At 68.7% G+C, this 20,282-nt stretch carries 11 protein-coding genes; 4 read left to right on the top strand and 7 right to left on the bottom strand.

What is annotated here, in order from left to right; translation table 11 throughout:
* Nucleotides 1-6 precede the first annotated feature (6 nt).
* Both ACLJPD_RS02550 and ACLJPD_RS02545 read left to right on the top strand, forming a co-directional pair.
* Complete coding sequence (locus ACLJPD_RS02550; RefSeq protein WP_410870065.1) at nt 7-918, top strand: lysophospholipid acyltransferase family protein; 912 nt, start codon at nt 7-9, stop codon at nt 916-918.
* 382 nt (nt 919-1,300) lie between these two features.
* Nucleotides 1,301-7,447: an amino acid adenylation domain-containing protein gene (locus ACLJPD_RS02545; protein WP_410870064.1), complete on the top strand. Its 6,147-nt coding sequence runs from the start codon at nt 1,301-1,303 to the stop codon at nt 7,445-7,447.
* Between the two features lie 41 nt (nt 7,448-7,488).
* Here the strand turns inward: ACLJPD_RS02545 and ACLJPD_RS02540 are convergent, their stop codons facing one another.
* The 3 genes from ACLJPD_RS02540 to ACLJPD_RS02530 form a co-directional block, all read right to left on the bottom strand.
* The gene (locus ACLJPD_RS02540; RefSeq protein WP_410870063.1) at nt 7,489-8,340 is read right to left on the bottom strand and encodes a 3-hydroxybutyryl-CoA dehydrogenase; all 852 of its coding nucleotides are present in this window, start codon (nt 8,338-8,340) and stop codon (nt 7,489-7,491) included.
* A gap of 146 nt (nt 8,341-8,486) precedes the next feature.
* Nucleotides 8,487-9,131, bottom strand: coding sequence for a Rid family hydrolase (locus ACLJPD_RS02535; RefSeq protein ID WP_410870062.1), 645 nt, complete (start codon nt 9,129-9,131; stop codon nt 8,487-8,489).
* Nucleotides 9,132-9,160: 29 nt separating this feature from the next.
* Nucleotides 9,161-10,726: a flavin monoamine oxidase family protein gene (locus tag ACLJPD_RS02530; protein WP_410871897.1), complete on the bottom strand. Its 1,566-nt coding sequence runs from the start codon at nt 10,724-10,726 to the stop codon at nt 9,161-9,163.
* A 239-nt stretch (nt 10,727-10,965) separates the two neighbouring features.
* On the opposite strand from ACLJPD_RS02530, the gene ACLJPD_RS02525 reads away from it, so the two are divergent.
* Nucleotides 10,966-12,459 carry an APC family permease gene (locus tag ACLJPD_RS02525; RefSeq protein WP_410870061.1) on the top strand — a complete coding sequence of 498 codons (1,494 nt, stop codon included), beginning with the start codon at nt 10,966-10,968 and terminating at the stop codon, nt 12,457-12,459.
* Nucleotides 12,456-13,196, top strand: coding sequence for an IclR family transcriptional regulator (locus ACLJPD_RS02520; protein WP_410870060.1), 741 nt, complete (start codon nt 12,456-12,458; stop codon nt 13,194-13,196). Before ACLJPD_RS02525 ends, ACLJPD_RS02520 begins: the two co-directional genes overlap by 4 nt.
* A 62-nt stretch (nt 13,197-13,258) precedes the next feature.
* Here the strand turns inward: ACLJPD_RS02520 and ACLJPD_RS02515 are convergent, their stop codons facing one another.
* The 4 genes from ACLJPD_RS02515 to ACLJPD_RS02500 all read right to left on the bottom strand — a co-directional run bounded on the left by ACLJPD_RS02515 (nt 13,259) and on the right by ACLJPD_RS02500 (nt 20,204).
* Complete coding sequence (locus tag ACLJPD_RS02515; protein ID WP_410870059.1) at nt 13,259-14,752, bottom strand: APC family permease; 1,494 nt, start codon at nt 14,750-14,752, stop codon at nt 13,259-13,261.
* Nucleotides 14,752-15,831: a Glu/Leu/Phe/Val family dehydrogenase gene (locus ACLJPD_RS02510; protein ID WP_410870058.1), complete on the bottom strand. Its 1,080-nt coding sequence runs from the start codon at nt 15,829-15,831 to the stop codon at nt 14,752-14,754. Before ACLJPD_RS02510 ends, ACLJPD_RS02515 begins: the two co-directional genes overlap by 1 nt.
* Before the next feature lie 214 nt (nt 15,832-16,045).
* Entirely contained in the window at nt 16,046-19,519 is a 3,474-nt protein-coding gene (locus ACLJPD_RS02505; RefSeq protein WP_410870057.1) for an indolepyruvate ferredoxin oxidoreductase family protein, read from the bottom strand.
* 199 nt (nt 19,520-19,718) lie between these two features.
* On the bottom strand, nt 19,719-20,204 hold the full coding sequence (locus ACLJPD_RS02500) for an Lrp/AsnC family transcriptional regulator (protein ID WP_410870056.1): 486 nt from the start codon (nt 20,202-20,204) through the stop codon (nt 19,719-19,721).
* Nucleotides 20,205-20,282: the final 78 nt, after the last annotated feature.

Here is a 20,282-nt window from a genome sequence, read left to right as displayed (position 1 = left end):
TCGTGGATGCCGTCGAGCCCCTGTGGGTCCGGCTGTATCGAGCCGATCGACGAGGTCGGCACCGCCAGGATGTTCGCCCGCCTGGCCGGTATCGCCGGGCTGGTGCTCAGCTTCCCGGTATTGACCATGGCCACCCCGAAGTCGCGCCGCGAACAGGTGCAGCGCCGCTACGCCAGGGCGGCACTGAGTTGCCTCGGGATGCGGTTGCGCATCATCGACAACCGCTCGCCCGAGCAGGCCTCGTCCGAGGGCTTCGCCGACACCGGGACCGCGGTGATGATCGTGGCCGGGCACATCGGCTGGGCGGATGTGGTGACGCTGGCCGCGGTGCAGCCGGTCAGCTTCGTCGCCCGTGCCGACATGGTCGAATGGCCGCTGCTGGGCAAACTGGCCAAGCTCACCCGCGTCATCCCGATCGAGCGGGCGCGACTGCGTGAACTGCCCGGTGTGGTGGCGCAGGTGGCCGATCGCCTGTCCGCCGGTAACCGCATCGTGGTCTTCCCCGAGGGCACCACCTGGTGCGGCCGGGCCTACGGCTCGATGCGGCCCGCCATGTTCCAGGCCGCCGTCGACACCACCACCCCGGTCCAGCCGGTGCGGCTGCGTTACCTGGACAGCGACGGAATGCCGTGCACCGTACCGGGTTTCGTCGGCACCGACACGTTCGCCGATTCCGCGAAGCGGGTGCTGCGCAGTAAGGGCATGATCGCCGAGATCGTGCTCGAGCCGCTCGAACATCCCGGACTTGATCGTCGGGATCTGGCCCGGCGCTGCGAGTCGGCGGTGCGTGGGACCGACCGCTCCCGCCACGGCGTGGCCGACATCCAGTGGATCGAAGCGGGCAATACCCGCGTGCAGGACCCCTCGATGGGCGAGCAGGAGCAGGTTCGCCGACCGGCGAGGGCTACTGCCCGGTAACCGTTCTCTCTGGCGACACCGACGAAACCGGAGGCCGTGTTCGCGGTCTCCGGTTTCGTCGGTGTCGCGCCGGGTGAATCGTCACGGGTGCGCAGTCGGGCGTCGAAGGTGACGTATCGGGCGAATCTGAAAACTCACGTTCGCTCGTAGGCTGTTCGCTCTGCCCATGACCTGCCGGTGGGCTGTGTACCATACTGGCCGGTCGCCGTTACCCTTTTGACTGTGAGTTGAAACGACTGAATTGCCACTCCATCAAAATTGATGAGATATTTGCGGTACCGTCACGCAGGATTTTTCCGATACCCCCGTGTAGCCGAGAGTCCAAGCGACGTTCGAGATGTGCGATCGCAAGGGTGATCCATGGTGAAGGGAAGCCTTTCCGGTGACTGAGCAAGCTTCTGGCGTCCGTAGACGCACCGCGCGCGGAATCCGCCGCGCACCCGTGTCGTCCACGCTGCCTCGGCTGCTGCTGGCCGCCGTCGAGCGTGCCCCCGAGGTGCCCGCGCTGCGTTTCGACGGACAGACACTCACCTACACCGAACTCGACCAGTGGTCCTCGCGCCTGGCCAGGGTCCTGATCGCGCGCGGCCTCGGTCCCGGTGACCGCTTCGTGCTCGCGCTGACCCGCTCGATCGAGTCCGTGGTCGCGGTCTGGGCGGCGGCCAAGACCGGTGCCACCTTCGTGCCCGTTGACCCGCGCTACCCGGCCGAACGGGTAGCCCATATGCTCGCCGACTCCGGTGCCGGGTTCGGGCTGGCCAAGGCCGCGGACGCGGCGCGGCTGGACAGGGGCATCCAATGGTTGTCCCTCGATTCCGACGAATTCCGCGACGAGCTCGCCGCCGCGTCGGATGCCCCGGTGAGCGCGGGCGAACGTCTGCGCAGGCTCTCCCCGGACGATCTCGCCTACATCATCTACACCTCCGGCTCGACCGGCGTCCCCAAGGGCGTCGCGGTGACGCACACCGGCCTGGCCGGGCTGTGCGCCGAGCAGGTCCGCCGCTTCGGTATCACCGCCGATTCGCGCACGCTGCACTTCGCCTCACCCAGCTTCGACGCCAGCATGCTGGAGTTGCTCCTGGCCGTCGGGGCGAGCGCGACGATGGTGATCGCGCCGCCCGAGGTGTACGGCGGCGACGAACTGACCGACCTGCTGCGTGCCGAACGGGTGACCCATGCCTTCATCACCCCCGCGGCCCTGGCCGGTCTCGACGCGGCAGCGCTGCCGGAACTCACCGCGCTCGCAGTCGGTGGCGAGGCCTATCCGCCCGAGCTGATCGCCAGGTGGGCACCGGGGCGCGCGTTCTTCAATGTGTACGGGCCGACCGAGACCACGATCGTCTGTGCGATGAGTGAGCGGCTGACGGCCGACGACGTGATCACCATGGGCGACACGATCCCCGGGATGACGGCGTTGGTTCTCGATGCCCGGCTGCACCCGGTCCCGGATCGGGTGCCCGGCGAGCTCTATCTTCGCGGCGACGGTCTGGCCCGCGGCTATCACGATCGGGCCGGGCTCACCGCGAGCCGGTTCGTCGCCGACCCGCTCGGGCGCGGGCGGCTCTATCGCACCGGTGACCTGGTGCAGTGGGTTCCGGTGCCAGGTGGGGTCGGCCTGAAGTTCCTCGGTCGCACCGACGCGCAGGTGAAACTGCGTGGCTTCCGCATCGAACTCGGCGAAATCGACGCGCTGTTCGCGGCCGATGACACGGTGCGCTTCTCCGCGACCCTCATCCGCACGCTGCCCAGCGGCGAGAGTGCGCTCGTTTCCTACGTCGTCGCGGCCGCTGGGACGACCATCGACACGGCCGCATTGACCAGGCAGGCCGAGCAGCACCTGCCCCAGCACGCGGTGCCCGCCGCGATCGTCGTGCTCGACGAGGTGCCGTTGACGCCGGTCGGCAAGCTCGACCACCGGGCCCTGCCCGCCCCCGAGATGGCGGCGCGCGAGTTCGAGGCGCCGCGCACCGGGACCGAGGAGACGGTCGCTGCCGTCTTCGCGGAGTTGCTCAGCACGGATCCGATCGGGCGCGGCGACGACTTCTTCGCGCTCGGCGGCAATTCCCTGCTCGCCACCCAGCTCGCGGGCCGCCTCGGTGCGGCGGTGGGTGTGCGGGTGCCCGCTCGCACCGTTTTCGAACACGGCACAGTGGCCGAGTTGGCGACCGCCCTCGACGCGCTGATCGGTGACGCGTCGGTGCGGGTGCCGCTGACCCGGCGCGAACGTGGTGCGCACGTACCGCTGTCGCTCGCGCAGCAGCGCATGTGGTTCATGGCGCGGCTGGATCCCGACTCCAGTGCCTACAACATCCCGGTCGCGCTGCGCCTGTCCGGCCCGCTCGACACCGCGGCGCTCACCGCCGCCCTCGACGATGTCCTCGAACGACACGAGGTGCTGCGCACGGTGTACCCCGAGCACGAGGGTGCGGGCTTCCAGCAGGTGCTGCCGGTGGAGCAGGCCGGTCTCGACGTGGCGGTCGACCCGATCGCGGAGTCCGATCTGCCGGGCGAACTGGCCCGGCTGACCTTCGGCGGGTTCGATGTGTGCAGGCGAGTTCCCTTGCGCGCGGCCATGTTCCAGCTTTCCGCGACCGAGCACGTGCTGGCGGTGGTCGTGCACCACATCGCCACCGACGGTTTCTCGCTCGGACCGCTGACCCGCGACCTGATGACCGCCTATGCCGCCCGTGCCACCGGTGCGGCGCCGGATTGGGCACCGCTGCCCGTGCAGTACGCGGACTACACGCTCTGGCAGCTGGAAATGCTCGGCGCGGCAGACGATTCCGACTCGCTGCTGGCCGCCCAGCTCGGGTTCTGGCGCACCGAGCTCGCCGGTGCTCCCGCTCTGCTCGAGCTGCCCACCGACCGGCCGCGTCCGCCGGTGGCGGGCACTCGTGGCGCCGCACAGGATTTCGCGGTCTCCGCGCAGGTGCATCAGGCGCTGGAAACCCTTGCGCGCGAACACAATGCCTCGCTGTTCATGGTGGTACGGGCCGCGCTGTCGGTGCTGTTGGCCCGAGTCGCGGGCACCGATGATGTCACCGTCGGCGCACCGGTGGCGGGCCGTGGTGAACCCGAGCTCGACGATCTCGTCGGCATGTTCGTCAACACCGTCGTGTTGCGCACCCGTATCGATGCCGCCGAATCCTTCGCGGCCCTGCTGGGTCGGGTTCGCGATATCGACCTGGCCGCGTTCGCCCACGCCGATGTGCCGTTCGAACGTCTTGTCGCCGAACTGGATCCGCCGCGCACCCAGGCCCACCACCCGCTGTACCAGGTGGCGTTGTCGTTCCAGAACTTCGGTGCCACCCGCCTGGAACTGCCCGAGTTGACGGTGTCGGCGGTGGATCTGGGCGAGGAGGCCGCGCCGGTCGACCTGCAGCTCACCGTCGTTCCGCTCGAGGACAGCGACGGGCCCGCCGGACTGCGCTGCTCCTGGCGCTATGCCACCGACTTGTTCGACGCGTCGACGATGGAGACGCTCGGTGCGCGCCTGGCCGGACTCTTGTCCGCGGCCGTCGCCGCACCGCACCGGCCCGTCGGCGACCTGCCGTTGCTGACCGCGGCCGAGCTGACCGAGCCGCAGGGTGAGCTGCGCCTGGTCCCGGAGCCGACGCTGCTCGACGAATTCCAGGCCCGCGCCCAGCACCGTCCGGACGCGCCCGCGGTCACCTTCGGCGAGGTGACGCTGAGCTACGGCGAGCTGGGTCGCCGCGTGAACCGGCTGGCCCGCCTGCTCGTCGCCGACGGTGTCGGTCCGGGAAGCACTGTGGGCGTGGCGATTCGGCCGTCGATCGAGCTCGTCGTCGCGATGTACGCGGTCTTCGCGGCCGGTGGTGCCTATGTGCCACTCGATCCCGATTCGCCCGCCGAGCGCCGCGCCGACATTCTCGCCGCCGCGCAACCGGTCTGCCTGCTGACCACCGCGGCCGACGCGATCGTGGCGCCCGGACTGCCGGTCATCTCGGTGAACGAGGTCGCCGACGCGGACTTCTCGGACACCTGGCTGACCGACGCCGACCGGCTCCGTCCGCTGCGCACGCTCGACCTGGCGTATGTGATCTTCACGTCCGGCTCGACGGGCAAGCCGAAGGGCGTCGGCGTGCCGCATTCGGCGATCGTCAACCAGGCGGCGTTCATGGTCGGCGAATACGGGGTGCGGGAGTCCGACACTGTCCTGCAGTCGATTCCGTTCACCTTCGACGCCTCGATGATCGGTTTCGCCACCCCCTTGCGCGCCGGCGCGCACATGATCGTCGCCGCCTCGCAGGGCCTCACTGATCCGGCCTATCTGGCCGAACTCATCGCGCGCCACCGGGTCACCGGCACCACCATCGTGCCTTCGGTGCTGCAGATGCTGCTCGATGCCGCACCGACCGGCGTCCTGCGTTCGCTGCGCGCGGTCTGGGTCGGCGGTGAAGCCCTGCCGAACGCCACCATCGAACGCTTCACCACCGTCACCGCGGGCCGCTTGCACAATCTGTACGGCCCGACCGAGGCCACGGTGTCCATCACCGGCGCCGATGTGACCGAGATCGGCGACGGCATCGTTCCGATCGGCTTGCCGCACTGGAACTCTCGCGCCTACGTCCTCGATGCCCGCCTGCAGCCGGTACCCGTCGGCACGCCCGGCGAGCTGTACCTGGCCGGTGCGCAACTTGCCCGCGGCTACCTCGGCAGCCCCGACAAGACGATGGAGCGATTCGTCGCCGACCCGTACGGCCCGGTCGGCGAACGTATGTACCGCACAGGCGATCTGGTACGCAGGCTCCCCACCGGTGACCTGACCTACCTGGGCCGCACCGATGTTCAGCTCAAGCTGCACGGCCTGCGCATCGAGCCCGGTGAGATCGAGGCGGCGCTGCGCACGCACCCGGCGGTCGCGGGTGCGGCGGTCGCGGTGCACCACGAACAGCTCGTCGGTTACGTGACGCCCTCGGGCGTGGACACCGCCGAGGTGCTGGCGACGATCCGAACCCTGTTGCCGCCGTACATGATCCCGCACCGATTGCTCGCATTGGAAGAGTTCCCGCTCGGCGCGACCGGCAAGCTCGACCGCAAGGCGCTGCCCGCGCCCGCCGTGGAGATCCGCGAATACCAGGCACCCGTCACCGCCGACGAGCAGATCGTCGCCACGGCGATCGCCACGGTGCTCGACCTCGAGCGGGTCGGCCGCGACGACGACTTCTTCGTCCTCGGCGGCACCTCACTCGCGGCGATCCGGGTGCGCGCCGCGCTCGCCGAGCAGTTGGGCATCGAGGTGCCGCTGCGCCTGCTGTTCAGTTATCCGCTGGTCAGCGACCTGGCACTGGCCGTGCGCGATGAGTCATCGGCCTCGGCCGCAGGCCCCGACCCGGCCGTCGACGCGATCCTCGACCCGTCGATCGACCTCACCGGTTGCGCGCCCCAGCGCACCGGCGAACCGGCCACACTGCTGCTCACCGGCGCCACCGGTTTCCTCGGCAGCTTTCTCCTGCGCGAACTCCTGGAACAGACCACGGCGACCGTCTACTGCTTGGTCCGTGCCACCGACGACGAGGGCGCCGTGGATCGCGTCGTCTCGACGGCAGCGAAGTACCGCATCGACCTGACGCCCCACCTCGGCCGAATCATCGGCGTACCAGGCGATCTAGCGCAACCGAACCTCGGCATGGACCCCCTGCGCTTCGCCGAACTCGCCGCCAGAGCGGACGCGATCTACCACAACGGTGCGCTGGTGAACCACCTCGAACCGTATGCGCGGATGCGGGCGGCCAATGTCTGCGGCACCACCGAGGTGTTGCGCCTTGCCACCACCACGCGGGTCAAGCCGATCCACTATGTGTCGACGCTGTCGGTGCTGGCGGGGATCCCGCAGGACAACGGTGTGCCCGCCGGGTTGCCCGGTTACGCGATGACCAAGTGGGTCGCCGAGCAGCTCGTGCACACCGCGATCGAGCGCGGCGTTCCCATCGCCGTCTACCGTCCCGGCCTGATCACCGGCGATTCCCGCACCGGCGTCGCCCCGGCCGAGGACGCCTGGTGGACGATGTTGCGCGCCATGCTCGTGCTCGGGGTGGCTGTCGATGTGCGGGCGATCGGCATCGAGATGGCGCCGGTCGATCATGTCGCGGCGGGGATCGTTCGCCGGTCCCGCGACGCCGGGGCCGTCGGCAATATCTTCCGGGCAGCCGGTGCGCAGGTACCGCTGCAGGTCGTCTACGAGGAAATCCGCAGCCGCGGTTACCGTTTCGACTTCATCGACCCGATGGAATTCGGTCTGCAGCTGTCCACCGCGGCCGAACGCCAGGACGCCGACCCGATCCTGGCCAGGGCGTCCGCGTTGAGCGGCAACTACGCGGCCGCGATCGCCCAGGCGAATCCGGCGACGGTACTGAGTGCGGTGGAAGCCGCGCCTGTCGAACCGTTCCGCGGGCACCCGATCGAATTTCCCGCGGTCGACGCCAAGGCCATCGCCCGCTACTTCGATCACTACATCGAGATCGGTTTCTTCCCGAAGCCCGAGGCGGAGAATCTCACCTCTGCGTGACGTCGGTCCCGCAGGAGCACACGCTCCTGCGGGACAGCGCATCACTTCGCGTAGTCGTAGAACCCGCGTCCGGTCTTGCGACCCAGCCGACCCGCGTCGACCATCCGGCGCAGCAGCGCGGGCGGGGCGAGGTGCGGCTCGGCGAACTCGGCGTACAGCGACTCCGACGCGGCGAGGGCGATGTCGAGGCCGACGGTGTCGAGCAGCGTCAGCGGGCCCATCGGGTAGCCGCAGCCGCCCTTCATCGCCGCGTCGATGTCCTCGGCGGTGGCGTAGCCCGACTCGAGCATCCGGATCGCCGAACACAGGTAGGGGATGAGCAGCGCGTTGACGATGAACCCGGAGCGGTCACCGGCCTGCACGGCCATCTTGCCGAGGGTGTTCTTCACGTAGTCGGTGACGGCCGCGGCCGTTTCCGGCGCGGTCACCAGGGTCGAGATGATCTCGACCAGCGGCATCACCGGCACCGGGTTGAAGAAGTGCACGCCGACGACCCGCTCGGGCCGCTCGGTGGCCCCGGCCACCTTGATCACCGGGATCGAGGAGGTGTTGGTGGCGAGGATGCCCTCGGGCTTGACGATCTTGTCCAGCTTGCCGAAGATCTCGTACTTCAGCGCCTCGATCTCCGGCGCCGCCTCGATCACCAGGTCGCGATCGGCGAACTCGTCCATGTCCAGGGTGACCCGCACCCGCGCGAGCACCGCGTCGGCGTCGTCCTGGGTGATCTTGCCCTTGCTGACGCCACGGCCGATGGAGGTGGCGATCCGCTGCCGCGCGGCCTCGGCGAACTCGGGCTTCGTCTCCAGCACGAGCACGGAGCTGCCCGCCTTGGCGCACACCTCCGCGATCCCCGCGCCCATCGTGCCGCCACCGATTACACCGATCAACTCCACTGGAGAACTCCCAACATCGCATTGCCCTGGCTGTCCCGGGGATTATTTCACCCCGGGTTGGCACTCAGTGCCACAGGCTGTCGGAACGTGAGCTATCGCACCGGCCGGACGCGACCCTGACCAGGTAATTCGTCAGTCGAGCCGACTCACTTACTCGCCGGATACACCGCGTCGACTTCGACTTCGACCAGCCACCCGGCGACCGGCAGACTCGCTACTTCCAGGGCGAAGCGGCTCGGCCGTGCCGCGTTGCGGACCAAGGGTGCGGCCGGGGCCGCGGTGCCGAGGGGGACCAGCTCGGTGTCGCCGGTGGTGAGGTTCGTGTTGGCGAAGAATTGGCGATAGGCGCGGTTCCAACCGGCGTAGTCGGCGCGGTCGGTGCCGGGGGCATTGTCGAGGAACACACGCATGGTGATGACGTTGTCCAGGGTCAGGCCCTGGGCTTCGAGATTCTCTCGAATTCTGGCCAGCACCGACATGCCCTGTGCTTCGGTGACGGTGACGCCCGCGGGCAGTTTCGCGTCCGCGAATTGCTGTGTGTCGATGAAGGATTCGGGACTACCGGCGGGAGCCGCCTTGTTGGTCGCGGTGGGGCCGAGGCCACTGGACTTGTAGACGGCGGCGTCGGCGGCGATCGTCACGCCCTGGGCGATCATCGGATTCGCCTGTCCTGCTTCGAGAACCGATGTACTAGGTGCGCCGGGTGGCTTCGACTCGGCAGGCTCGGCGGAACAGGAGGTGAGGGCGAGCGCGGCGAGGGTCGTCACGGCCAGGGCGGTCGTTGTCTTCATGGTCGATACTCCTTGTCGGGGTGCGGGATTCAGGCGGCGACGCGCGCGTGCAGGGCGGTCACCACATCGCGGGCGGAGGTGAAGGCGCCGTGCTGCCAGGCGATCGCGTTGGACAGGTGGTCACCGGCGAAGTAGATGCGCTCCACGGGAGCAAGGAGTTTCGTGTATTCAGGGGTGGCCTCGCCACCGTGGGAATTGCTGCCTGACCAGCCGACCCACGCGCCCTCGGAGTACTTCGTCCGCCGCCAACTGCCGGAGAACGACGAGGCGATGTCGCGGCGGTACCTGTCGCCGTGAATCGCCGCGCCCTCATCGACGGCTTTCGCCACCCGTTGCCGGTGCGACAGTGATTCGAAGGCTTGATGCCGCTTGCCGGTGTTGTAGTAGCCGACCACCACGCCACGGTCACCGTTGTAGTGGTCGTAGGGGAACATGATCTGCGCGATGTCCTTGTCGGTGTTGCTCGCGCCGCCGTAGATCCGGTCGTCGAGCTCCCACCAGCGGCGCGAGTATTCGATGCCGAGCTTGCCGGAGGACACCGGGATCGCGGCCTTCAGCGCGGCGAGTACATCGGCGGGCAGGTTGTTGGCGAGGCGGCCGACGAGATTGGGCGGCAGCGTGCAGACGCAGTAGTCGGCATCGAGGGACTTGTTCGCGCCGTCCTGAGTGTATTCGATCCGCACACCGTCGGGAGTGTTCTTCATCGCCGACACCTCGGCGCCGAAATGGATTCGCTCGTTGCCGATTTCGCGCTGGAAGGCGGTGTAGATGCGGTCCATGCCGCCGACCGGGGTCATCATCATCATGGCCTGGTCGTAGCCGAATTCGAAGCTGAAGTTGCGGCCGAGACCGCTGCGGATCGTGTCGGACATGGGGAACGGCTTCGGCTGTTCGCCGAAGTTCAGGCCTGCGCCGGGTTCGGCGGTGTAGCCGCGCCGGGTCGAGCCGAGATAGCGGCCGTCGCTGGAGAGATCGCCGAAATCGCGCAGAAACGACGACAGCGCTTCCTTGTCCGCACCGGAGAGCACATCGTCGAGTGCGCCCCGCGACGCGGCTTTTTGCAGCAGCTCGGACATGTAGCCGTACATATCGGCTTTGGCCGCGCGGTACTGCACCGACTGTCCGGAGATCGAGGTGCTGCTCTGGTAGTTGACCAGGGTGTTGGCATTCTGATTGCCGAACGGCTGGATCTCGACGCCGAGTTCGCGACAGTAGTCAAGGGTGATGTGGCCCTGGGGAATTCGCGTGGCGCCCAGGTTGAAATAGTGCCCCTCGGCGAAGGTGCAGCTCTGGGTTTCGCCGTTGAGATCGGTCTCGGTGGTGCCGTTGCGCACCGACCACACCCGCCCACCGGCACGCTTGCGCGCTTCGAGCAGCGTCACGTCGTACCCTGCTTTCCCCAGCTCGTAGGCCGCACACAGCCCCGCGGGCCCGCCGCCGAGGATCGCCACCTTCGCCCCACCCCCGGCCTTGCCGATGAGGTCGCCCATGGCAGGCGAGCGGAACGACACCTGCGCCGTCGCGGGCGCGAGGCCGAGGGTCGACATCGCGCCGTAGGCCAGGCCCGCACCACCGGTGATGCCGAGACTCTGCATGAATGATCTTCTGGTGACTGCCATCGGTGAGCTCCGTCCGCCGCGCTGTTCGTTCTGCGACAGCCTCCGTCGACGATGGGTCGGTGCCGCTACGCCGTGGAAAACGTTCACCGATCAGCGAGTGAGACCGGCGCGGGCACTTTCTCGCTCGGTGCGCACCGCGCCGACTCGTGCCCGCAATACCGCCGAAACGAGCTCTGGATACTCTCGCCCGCACTGACAAAGCTGGGAGGTGTGTGGTGACGGCACTGGCCGACGCGGTCGCGCGGTCGTTCGCGGCTGGGGAACCCGAGCGACCCGCGGTGTCGCCGTTGCGTGCGCTGGGGCGCAGACAACTCTCGGGTCCGGCGTTGCTCGGCCAGTCGATCGCCACCACCGCGCCCGCCGCGTCGATGGTGTTGTTGCCGGTCACGATGCTCACCCACAACGTCGCGCTGCCCGGCCTGGTGACGATCGTCGTCGCGACCCTCGTCATCACGCTGATCGCGTACTGCGTCGCGCAGTTCACCCGGCGCCTGTCCGCGGCGGGCGGGCTCTATACCTTCGTCAGCCATGGCGCCGGACCGCGCGCGGCGCTGACCTGTGGTGTCGGGATGCTCGTGAAGTACCTTGGCAGTGCGTCTCTGACGATGTATCACGGGTCGCAGACTGCGCTCGCCTTGGCGGCGCAACTCGGAATCACGCTGCGCGGCTGGCAGATCGGGGCCGTCTATCTCGGCATCGCCGTGCTGGTCGGGGCGGTGCTCGTGCGGGGTGTGCGGTTCGCCGCGCTCGCGATTCTGGCCGTCGAGGTGTGTTCGCTGGCCTTCATCATCGGCCTCATGCTGGTGTCGGGGCCCGCGGTGGCGATCACTCCGGCCGCTCCGAATGTGCCCGCGGTGCTGGCGATCACGATGTCGGCGCTGTTCGCGCTCGCCGGCTTCGAGAGCGCCACCTTCTTCGCACCGGAGACGCGGCGTCCGCTGGTCACCGTCACCCGCACCGTGCTGCTCACGCCGGTGCTGTGCGGGGCGCTGTTCATCTTCGCGTCGTGGGCGGCCTGGTCCGGGCACGCGGGGGCAGTGGTCAACGCGTATCTGCACGGCACCGCGAGTGGGTCGAGCCTGCTCGTGGTGATCCTGCTCGACGCGGGGCTGACGTGTTCGTGGCTCGGATCGTCGATGGCTTCGTCGAATGCGGCGTCGCGGCTGGTGTATTCGATGAGCGTGGAGGGTGTGCTGCCGCGGATTCTGAGCCGGGTCGGCGCGCGATTGCGGACGCCGCACGTGGCGTTGGTGGTGATCGTCGGCATCGTCGCGGCAGCCGGGTGGGGTTTCGTCGCTGTCGACGGTGTGCCCGCCGCGGCCAAGACCGTCATGCGCACCGCGCTCGCGCTGGCCTACATCATGGTCGCGGTGTGCGCTGTGCTGTTCCTCGGCCGTATTCGCGAGCTGAGCCGGGTAGACCGCTGCGCCGGGTGGATCGGCAGTGGCGTGCTCGCCGCGGTCCTCGTCTGTCTCACGGTGTCGGATGCGCGCGACGGTGTGGTGGTCGCGCCGGCGACGGCGCTCGCGGTGCTGCTGGTCGGTGCCGCCTGGTACCGGTATCTGCGGGATAACCGGCCCGAAAGTCTCACGGCCATGGGTATTTTCGACAGTCCCGAGTCCGCTGATGTGCTGCCGGGTGCCGGGGTGTTCGCCGTCAACGCCCGCGGCGCGATGGCCCTGGTAGGGGCGGACCGCGGCGAACGGTGACAACGACGACCCGCCGCGACGGCCCGACCGGACACGAGCCGAGGGCCGTCCAAAAGGCTCTCGCCCTGCTCGAAGCGGTGGCGCGTTTGGGCTCTGGTGCCACCGCGAAGGACATCGCCGCGCAGACCGGCATCGCCCCCGCCACCGCGTACCGCCTCCTGAACCTCCTCGTCGCCGATGGCTACCTGGTGCGCATCGAGGACCTGTCCGGCTTCGCTCTCGGCCGCCGGACCCGCGAACTCGCCGGCGCGGCCACTCCCGAGCCCACCGCGGGCAACCACCGGATCCTCGGCGAACTGCGCGCCCAGCTGCGCTTCGGCATCCACCTCGCCTCCTTCGCCGAGGGTCGGATCAGGATGATCGACAAGGACCCTGACCACGAGCTGAGCGGTGAGAAGGTGCTGGTCAGCTATCCACACGCCTCCGCGATCGGCAAGATGCTGATGGTGCGGCACCCCGAATTCGCCGCCGATAGGCCGCTGCGCAAGGTCACCACCTGCACCATCACCACACCCGCCGACCTCGCCGCGGAACTGCGCCGAGTCAGCGCGCACGGCATCGCCGTCGAGGTGAACGAATGCCGCCTCGGCCGCAGCGCCGTCGCCGTCCCGATTCGCACCGCCGACGGCACCATCACCGGCGCCCTGGCCGCGATCGGGAAGACCGGTCGCCTGCCCGTGCACGACCGCGACCTCATCGACCTGCTCACGTCCGCGGCTGATCAGCTGACCCTCTGACCGAACAGCAGCAGGCCCGGCGATTCGGTGGAATCGCCGGGCCTGTTACGCAGGCAGCGGGTCTATCGAACCGGCGTCAACTCCGGTTCCGCGGGTTGCGGTTGTCCGCGACCGAGGATCGAGTGTCTGCGGCCGTAGGCGAAGTAGACGATGACACCGAGAGCCATCCAGATCACGAAACGCAGCCAGGTCTCGATCGAGAGGTTGACCATCAGCCACAGGCAGGCCAGTGCGCCGAGGATCGGGATCACCGGGACGAACGGGACGCGGAATCCGCGGGGCAGATCCGGGCGGGTGCGGCGCAGCACCAGCACTCCGATCGCCACCATGACGAAGGCGACCAGCGTGCCGATATTGACCATTTCCTCGAGCGTGCCGAAATCGACGAATCCGGCCAGCAGCGCGCAGACCACACCGACGAGCACGGTCAGCCGAACCGGCGTGCCCTTCTTGCCGGTCTTGGCCAGACCGCGGGGGAGTAGACCGTCGCGGGCCATGGCGAACAGCACCCGCGTCTGGCCGAGGAACATCACCATCACCACGGTCGACAGCCCGGCGAGGGCGCCGATGGCGATGATGTTCTTCACCCAGGTGTCGCCGTGGATGGCGAAAGCCGTGGCGAGTGTGGCATTGCCGTCGGCGAGTTCGGTGTAGGACACCATGCCGGTGAGCACCACCGAGACCGCGATGTAGAGCACCGTCACGATCGCCAGCGAGGCCAGGATGCCGCGCGGGACGTCGCGCTGTGGGTTGCGCGTCTCCTCGGCGGTGGTGGCGACCACGTCGAAGCCGATGAAGGCGAAGAACACCAGGCTGGCCGCGGCGAGCAGGCCGTACCAGCCGTAACTGGTACCACCCGAGCCGGTGAGGAAGGCGAACAGCGACTGGTGCATCCCCTCGGCCTTGGCCGACGGTTGCGCGGGCGGGATGTAGGGCGTCAGATTCGAGGGCTTGAAGTAGGTCGCGCCGACCACCAGCACCAGCGCGATCACACCCAGCTTGATCGCGACGGCGATGGCCGAGACCCGCGACGACAACTTGGTTCCGGTGGCCAGCAGCACGCCGACCACCGCGATGATCAGCACCGCGCCCCAGTCGAAGGTCACCGAGCCCAGATGCACCACCGGAGCCGACGACCCGAGCACCTCGCCGAGGTACTGCGACCAGCCCTTGGCGACCACGGAGACCGCGAGCGCGAACTCCAGGATCAGATCCCAGCCGATGATCCAGGCGATCACCTCACCGAAGGTGGCGTAGGCGAACGTGTACGCGCTGCCCGCCACCGGCACGGTCGAGGCGAACTCCGCGTAGCACAGGGCCGTGAGCCCGCACGCGATCGCGGCGAAGACGAAGGCCAGTGAGACCGCCGGTCCCGCCACCGTGCCCGCGGTGCGCGCGGTGAGGGTGAAGATACCGGCGCCGATCACCACCGCGACACCGAAGACCGTCAGGTCCTTGGCCGTCAGATCTTTCTTCAGCTTGGCATCGGGATCATCGGTATCGCGGATCGACTGCTCGACGGACTTGGTGCGGAACAGGCCGCTCTTGCTCGCCATCAGAGCGACCGCGGGATGGCGTCGAGGCGGCGTTCGGCGAAGCGGTTGGCGGCGGCACCGGTCCCGATCCCCTCGGTGACGGCGGCGGCGATGATCTCGCGGCAGCGCGGGTAGATGTCGGCGACCTCGGCTTCGACCTCGGCCTGCGCGGCGCCGCGCAACTCACCGGCCACCTGGATGAGGCCACCGGCGTTGGCGACGAAATCGGGCACCCAGAGAATTCCGCGATCGGTGAGCGCCTGCTCGATCTCCGGTGTCGCGAGCTGGTTGTTGGCCGCGCCGCAGATCAGCTTCGCCTCGATCGTCGCGGCGCTGTCCGCGGTGAGCGTGGCGCCCATGGCGCACGGGGCGTACACGTCGACCGGGGCGGTGGACACCGCCGACAGCAGCCGAACGGCGGGCAGTTCGTCGGTGACGCGCCGCAGCGCCGCCTCGTTCACATCGGTCACGCAGACCTCGGCGCCGTCGGCGAGCAGCAGAGCGGTGAGTTCGCGGCCGACCTTGCCGACGCCCTCGACGCCGACCGTGCGACCGGCCAGTGTCGGTGCGCCCCACACGAATTCGGCACCCGCCCGCATCGCGTGGAACACGCCGAGCGCGGTCAGCCGAGCGCTGTCACCGCTGCCGCCCGCGCCGACACTGCGGCCGGTGACATGGCGGGTGTGCCTGCCGATGACATCCAGATCGTCGGTGTCGGTGCCCACGTCGCCGGCGGTGATGTAGCGCCCGCCGAGGGTTTCGACGAAGCGCGCGTAGGCGGCGAGCAGGTCCTCGCTCTTCAGCGTGGCCGGGTCGCCGATGATCACCGCTTTGCCGCCACCGAGATCCACCCCCGCCGCCGCGGCCTTGTAGGTCATGCCCCACGACAGTCGCAGCACGTCCTGCAGGGCCGCGGATTCGTCGGCGTACGGGTAGAAGCGGGTCCCGCCGAGGGCGGGGCCGAGTGCGGTCGAGTGGATGGCGATGATCGCCTTCAGCCCGGACCTGTCGTCCTCGCAGAACACCACCTGTTCGTGGGCGCGGGCGCTGAGCTCGTGCGATCGGCCGAAGACTCCTGCCTCGGTGTGCGCAACGGTCACTGTCGATTTCCTTTCCGGTTACCGCCGACACGGGTTGTGCCCGAATACGGCGGTGCTGTCGTGCCGCGGGGGTGCGCGGCAGTGTTGTGCCGCGGAATGCGGCGATGTTCTGCTGTCAAGGGGATGCGGCGGTGTTGCTGCGCCACAGGTGTTTCGGTGCAGCGCTCCGGTCGCGCCGATGTGGGCGACGGGTGTTGTGGTCGCAGGTTCCCGGTCAGTACTCGATGCCGAGCTCGCGGAGCCCGGCGCGGTACAGCTCGACGTTGCCGAGTTTGATGTCCTCGTAGCCGCGCACCACATCGGGCAGTGCGGCGGCCGCGGCGGCCGTGTCGTAGTTCTCGGTGGTCAGTCCGTCGGCCAGTCGGCGCACCATGTCGGTGTAGTGGGCCAGCAGTTCCCGTTCGACCTTGCGGACGTGGGCGTAACCGAAGGGATCGAGCTTGGTGCCGCGCAGGAACTTGCCCTTGGCCAGAACCTTGAGTGCCACATGTGATTTCGGCCGGAGGCCGATCTTCTTGTCGCGGCCCATCGCACGCAGCATCGGGGGGTGCAGCTTGTAGGTGAGCTTCTCGCCACCTGGCACCTGGGCGCGCACGTCGGCGAGGAAGTCCGGGTCCACGAGCAGCCGGGCCACCTCGTACTCGTCCTTGTAGGCCGTGAACTTGAACAGTCCGCGCGCGACAGCCTCGCTGAAATCGGTGCGCTCGGTGACGGAACGCTCTGCCGCCCAGACGGATTCGACAGTTTCGACATAGCGGTGTGCCACCTTCGCGTTCTGGTAGCCGATCAGCTGAGCCGCTCGTAGTTCCACGAGCCGCCGCACCTCGCCCTCGAAGCTGGTGTGCGCCAGCAACTCCGCGGGCACCACCGGGGGAGTACGCCGTGGCCGCCCGGTCTCGACCGCCGCGGCGAACGCCGCCGGATCCGCGACGGCGACCCGCCCCCACCGGAACGCCGCGACAGTGGCATCGACCGCGACACCGTTGATCCGGATGGCCTCCTCGATCGCCGCGACGGGCAGGCGAAGCCCGCCGGTCTGGACAGCCGCGCCCACGATCAGGAAGTTGGCCGCGGCCGTGTTCCCGAACAGGGTCAGCGCCGCCGCGAGCGCGTCGAAGTGACTGATCGAATGCGTCGCCGTGGCAAGGCGATCCAGCAGCGTTTGCGTCGTGGGGTAGGTGACCGACTTGTCGAAGACCATGTCGCCGGTCGGGGTCTGGCTCGTCGACGCCACGGCCACGGTGCTCGCCGCGTCGCCGTACTGGAGGTAGCGGGGATCGGTGGCGGTGAGCAGGTCCACGGCGAGCAGGCAGTCCGCGCTGCCCGGGGTGAGCCGGTTGGCCGGCTCCAATTCCGTTGCGGCGAAACGCAGGTGGGACAGCACCGGACCGGCCTTCTGACTCAAACCGATCTGGTCCAGGCTCTCCACCTCGTACCCGGCCCGCAGGGCGGCGGTGGCCAGCACCTGGTTCACCGTCACGATGCCGGTGCCGCCGATTCCGGCGATCAGCACGTTCTGCGTGCGCTGCGGCGCGCCGAGTCCGGGATCGGCCACCACCGGGGGAGTGCTGGGCTCGCGCCGCGCGGCTTCGGCCTTGTCGGGGACGACTTCCACCGTCACGAATGACGGGCAGTCGCCGTCCAAGCAGCTGTAATCGGTATTGCACGAGGTCTGATCGATGCGGGTCTTGCGCCCGAATTCGGTCTCGACCGGTTGCACCGACAGGCAGTTCGACTTGGCGCCGCAGTCACCGCAGCCCTCACACACGGCCTCGTTGATCACCACCCGGGTGTTGCGGACCGGCAGCGTGCCACGTTTGCGCTGCCTGCGCGCATCGGCGGCGCAGTGCTGGTCGTAGATCAGGACGGTGACACCCTCGATCTCACGCAGCAGTTTCTGCGCCTCGTCGAGCCGGTCGCGATGCAGGAGCACCGTGCCCTTGGCCAGCGCGCGCTTGTTGTGCCGCTGCGGTTCGTCGGCGCAGATGATGATCTTGCGGACACCCTCGGTGGTGAGCTTGTGCGTCAGTTGCGCGACGGTGAGCCCGCCCTCCACGTCCTGGGCGCCGGTCATCGCGACGACCTCGTTCCAGAGCAGCTTGTAGGTGATGTTCACCCCGGCCGCGACACAGGCCTGAATGGCCAGCTGCCCGGAATGGAAGAAGGTGCCGTCGCCGATGTTCTGGAACAGATGCGGCACGTCGGTGAACGGTGCCTGCCCGATCCACTGGCTGCCCTCACCGCCCATCTGGGTCAGCCCGGTGACCGCGCTGTCGGTGCGCCCGGACATGGTGACCAGCGTGTGGCAGCCGATACCACCGCCGCCGATCGACCCGTCGGGCAGGGCGGTGGAGCGGTTGTGCGGGCAGCCACTGCAGAAGTAGGGCGTCCGCTTGGCCGAGAGGACTTCCAGCGGAAGTGCGGGCGGCGCGGCTCTTTTCAGCTCGACGTGCCCGCGCAGCACCCGGCGCAGCGGGGCGAGCAGTCGCCCGGCGGTGAGCTCGCCGTCGACCGGCATCAGCCGCGCGCCGCGCTCGTCCTGTTTGCCGAGCACGCGCGGCGCGGCCGGGGTTCCGTAGAGGATCTCGCGAACCTGCGTTTCGATGAACGCGGTCTTGTCCTCGACGACGATCAACTGTTCGAGCCCGCGGGCGAACTCGGTGAGCGCGGCGGTGCCGAGCGGATACGGCATGCCGATGCGCAGCAGGCGGATTCCGGCCCGGTGCATGGTCGCCTCGTCGACTCCCAGATCGAGCAGGGCTTGGCGGACCGCGTCGAAAGTGGTGCCGGTGGCCGCGATGCCGACCTTCGCCTCGGCGGGGTTCACCTCGATGACGTCGAGGGCGTTGGCCGCGCCGTAGGCGTGCACCGTCGCCCAGCGCGGACCGTACAGGTCCGCTTCCGCGAGCACGCTGTCGGTCGGCGCCGCCATCGGCCGTTGCCGGTAGACGAAAGGTGTTCCCTCCCACTGCACTTCGGGCACTGTCACGGTGAGGTCGGCCACGTCCGCGTCGACCGTCCACGCCCCGTCGGCGACATCGGCGACGATCTTCAACGCCACCACGCAGCCCGAGGCCCGTGACATCGCGATGCCCTGCATGCCGAGGGTGATGATCTCCTCGGCATTACGCGGGAACAGGACCGGCACACCCATGGCGGCCAGCGAGCGTTCGCTCACCGCGGGCACCGTCGACGACTTCGAGGCCGGATCGTCGCCCACCAACAGCAGCACGCCGCCGCGCGGGTTCACGCCGTACATGTTGGCGTGCCGGATGGCGTCGGTCGCGCGGTCGACGCCGGGGCCCTTGCCGTACCAGACGCCGACCACGCCGTCGTGGGTCGGCCGACCGGCGGGCAGGTCGGCCTGGCTGCCCCAGACCGAGGTGGCGGCCAGTTCCTCGTTGAATCCGGGGACGAAGGTGATGTCGTGCTCGGTGAGCACCTCCGGCATGCCCAGCAGCATCTTGTCCACTCCGCCCAGCGGGCTGCCCTGGTAGCCCGAGATGAACGTCGCGACGCGGCGACCGGCACGGATATCTCGCACGTGCTGTTCCACCAGCAGCCGGGCGATAGCTTGGACCCCGGTCAGCAGCACCGGGCCCGCGCCGGAGCGGTAGCGATCGGCGAGGTCGTAGGGCGCTGCCTGCTCGGCCGGCGGTCGGGCAGTCGCACAGACGACGGTGGTCATGACGCCTCACCACACTTTCCACAACCCAGATCGTGAGCTGCGCAACGAAGGAAACTTGCTATCGGTGCTGCGAAATGTGCCGTGGAGAGGCAATCGGTGTCAACAGTCAGTCAAAAAGTTGATCAATCTGATCAATAGTGATCTGGGCCACTGGGTCGGATGTGTCAATCTGCTCGAGGTCGGGAGACCTGGGTCACAGTCAGGGCTGGTTCGCCCGGTTCGTCAGATGCTCGACCAGCGGCAGGCTCCGATACCCGATGGGGGTAGCCAGGGCGAGCATGGTCTCGGTGTGGGTCACGCCGTCGATGGCGTGCACCCGCTGGATGATCTCCAGCAGATCCTGCTGCGACTGGGCGGCGATGCGGACCAGCAGGTCGGCGCGACCGGTGGTGGCGTGTACTTCGAGCACGTGCGGGAAACCGCGCAGCGTCTCGATGATCGGATCCATCTTGTTCTGGTCGAGTTCGATGCCGAGGAACGCGTGCACCGCGAACCCGATCGCCTGCACGTCGATATCGGGTGGATACCCGCGCACCGCCCCCGACGATTCGAGCCGCTTCATCCGCGCCTGCACGGTATTGCGCGCGACCCCGAGCCGCTGCGCCAGCTCGAGGATCGGCGCCCGCGGGTCCCGTGCCAGCTCGGCCAGCAAGGCGGCATCGAGCGCGTCGAACTTGATGGTCATGGGCGCATTCTGACATGACCGAATCAGCCGGGCCGGTAGCCGCCGATGAACTTCCCGCTCCCGCGGCGTCTTATCACC

This window comes from Nocardia sp. A7 (assembly GCF_046549215.1).
GTDB lineage: Bacteria > Actinomycetota > Actinomycetes > Mycobacteriales > Mycobacteriaceae > Nocardia.
The sequence above is the reverse complement of the archived record's forward strand: the minus strand, read 5'-3'. Positions and strand labels throughout refer to the sequence as shown.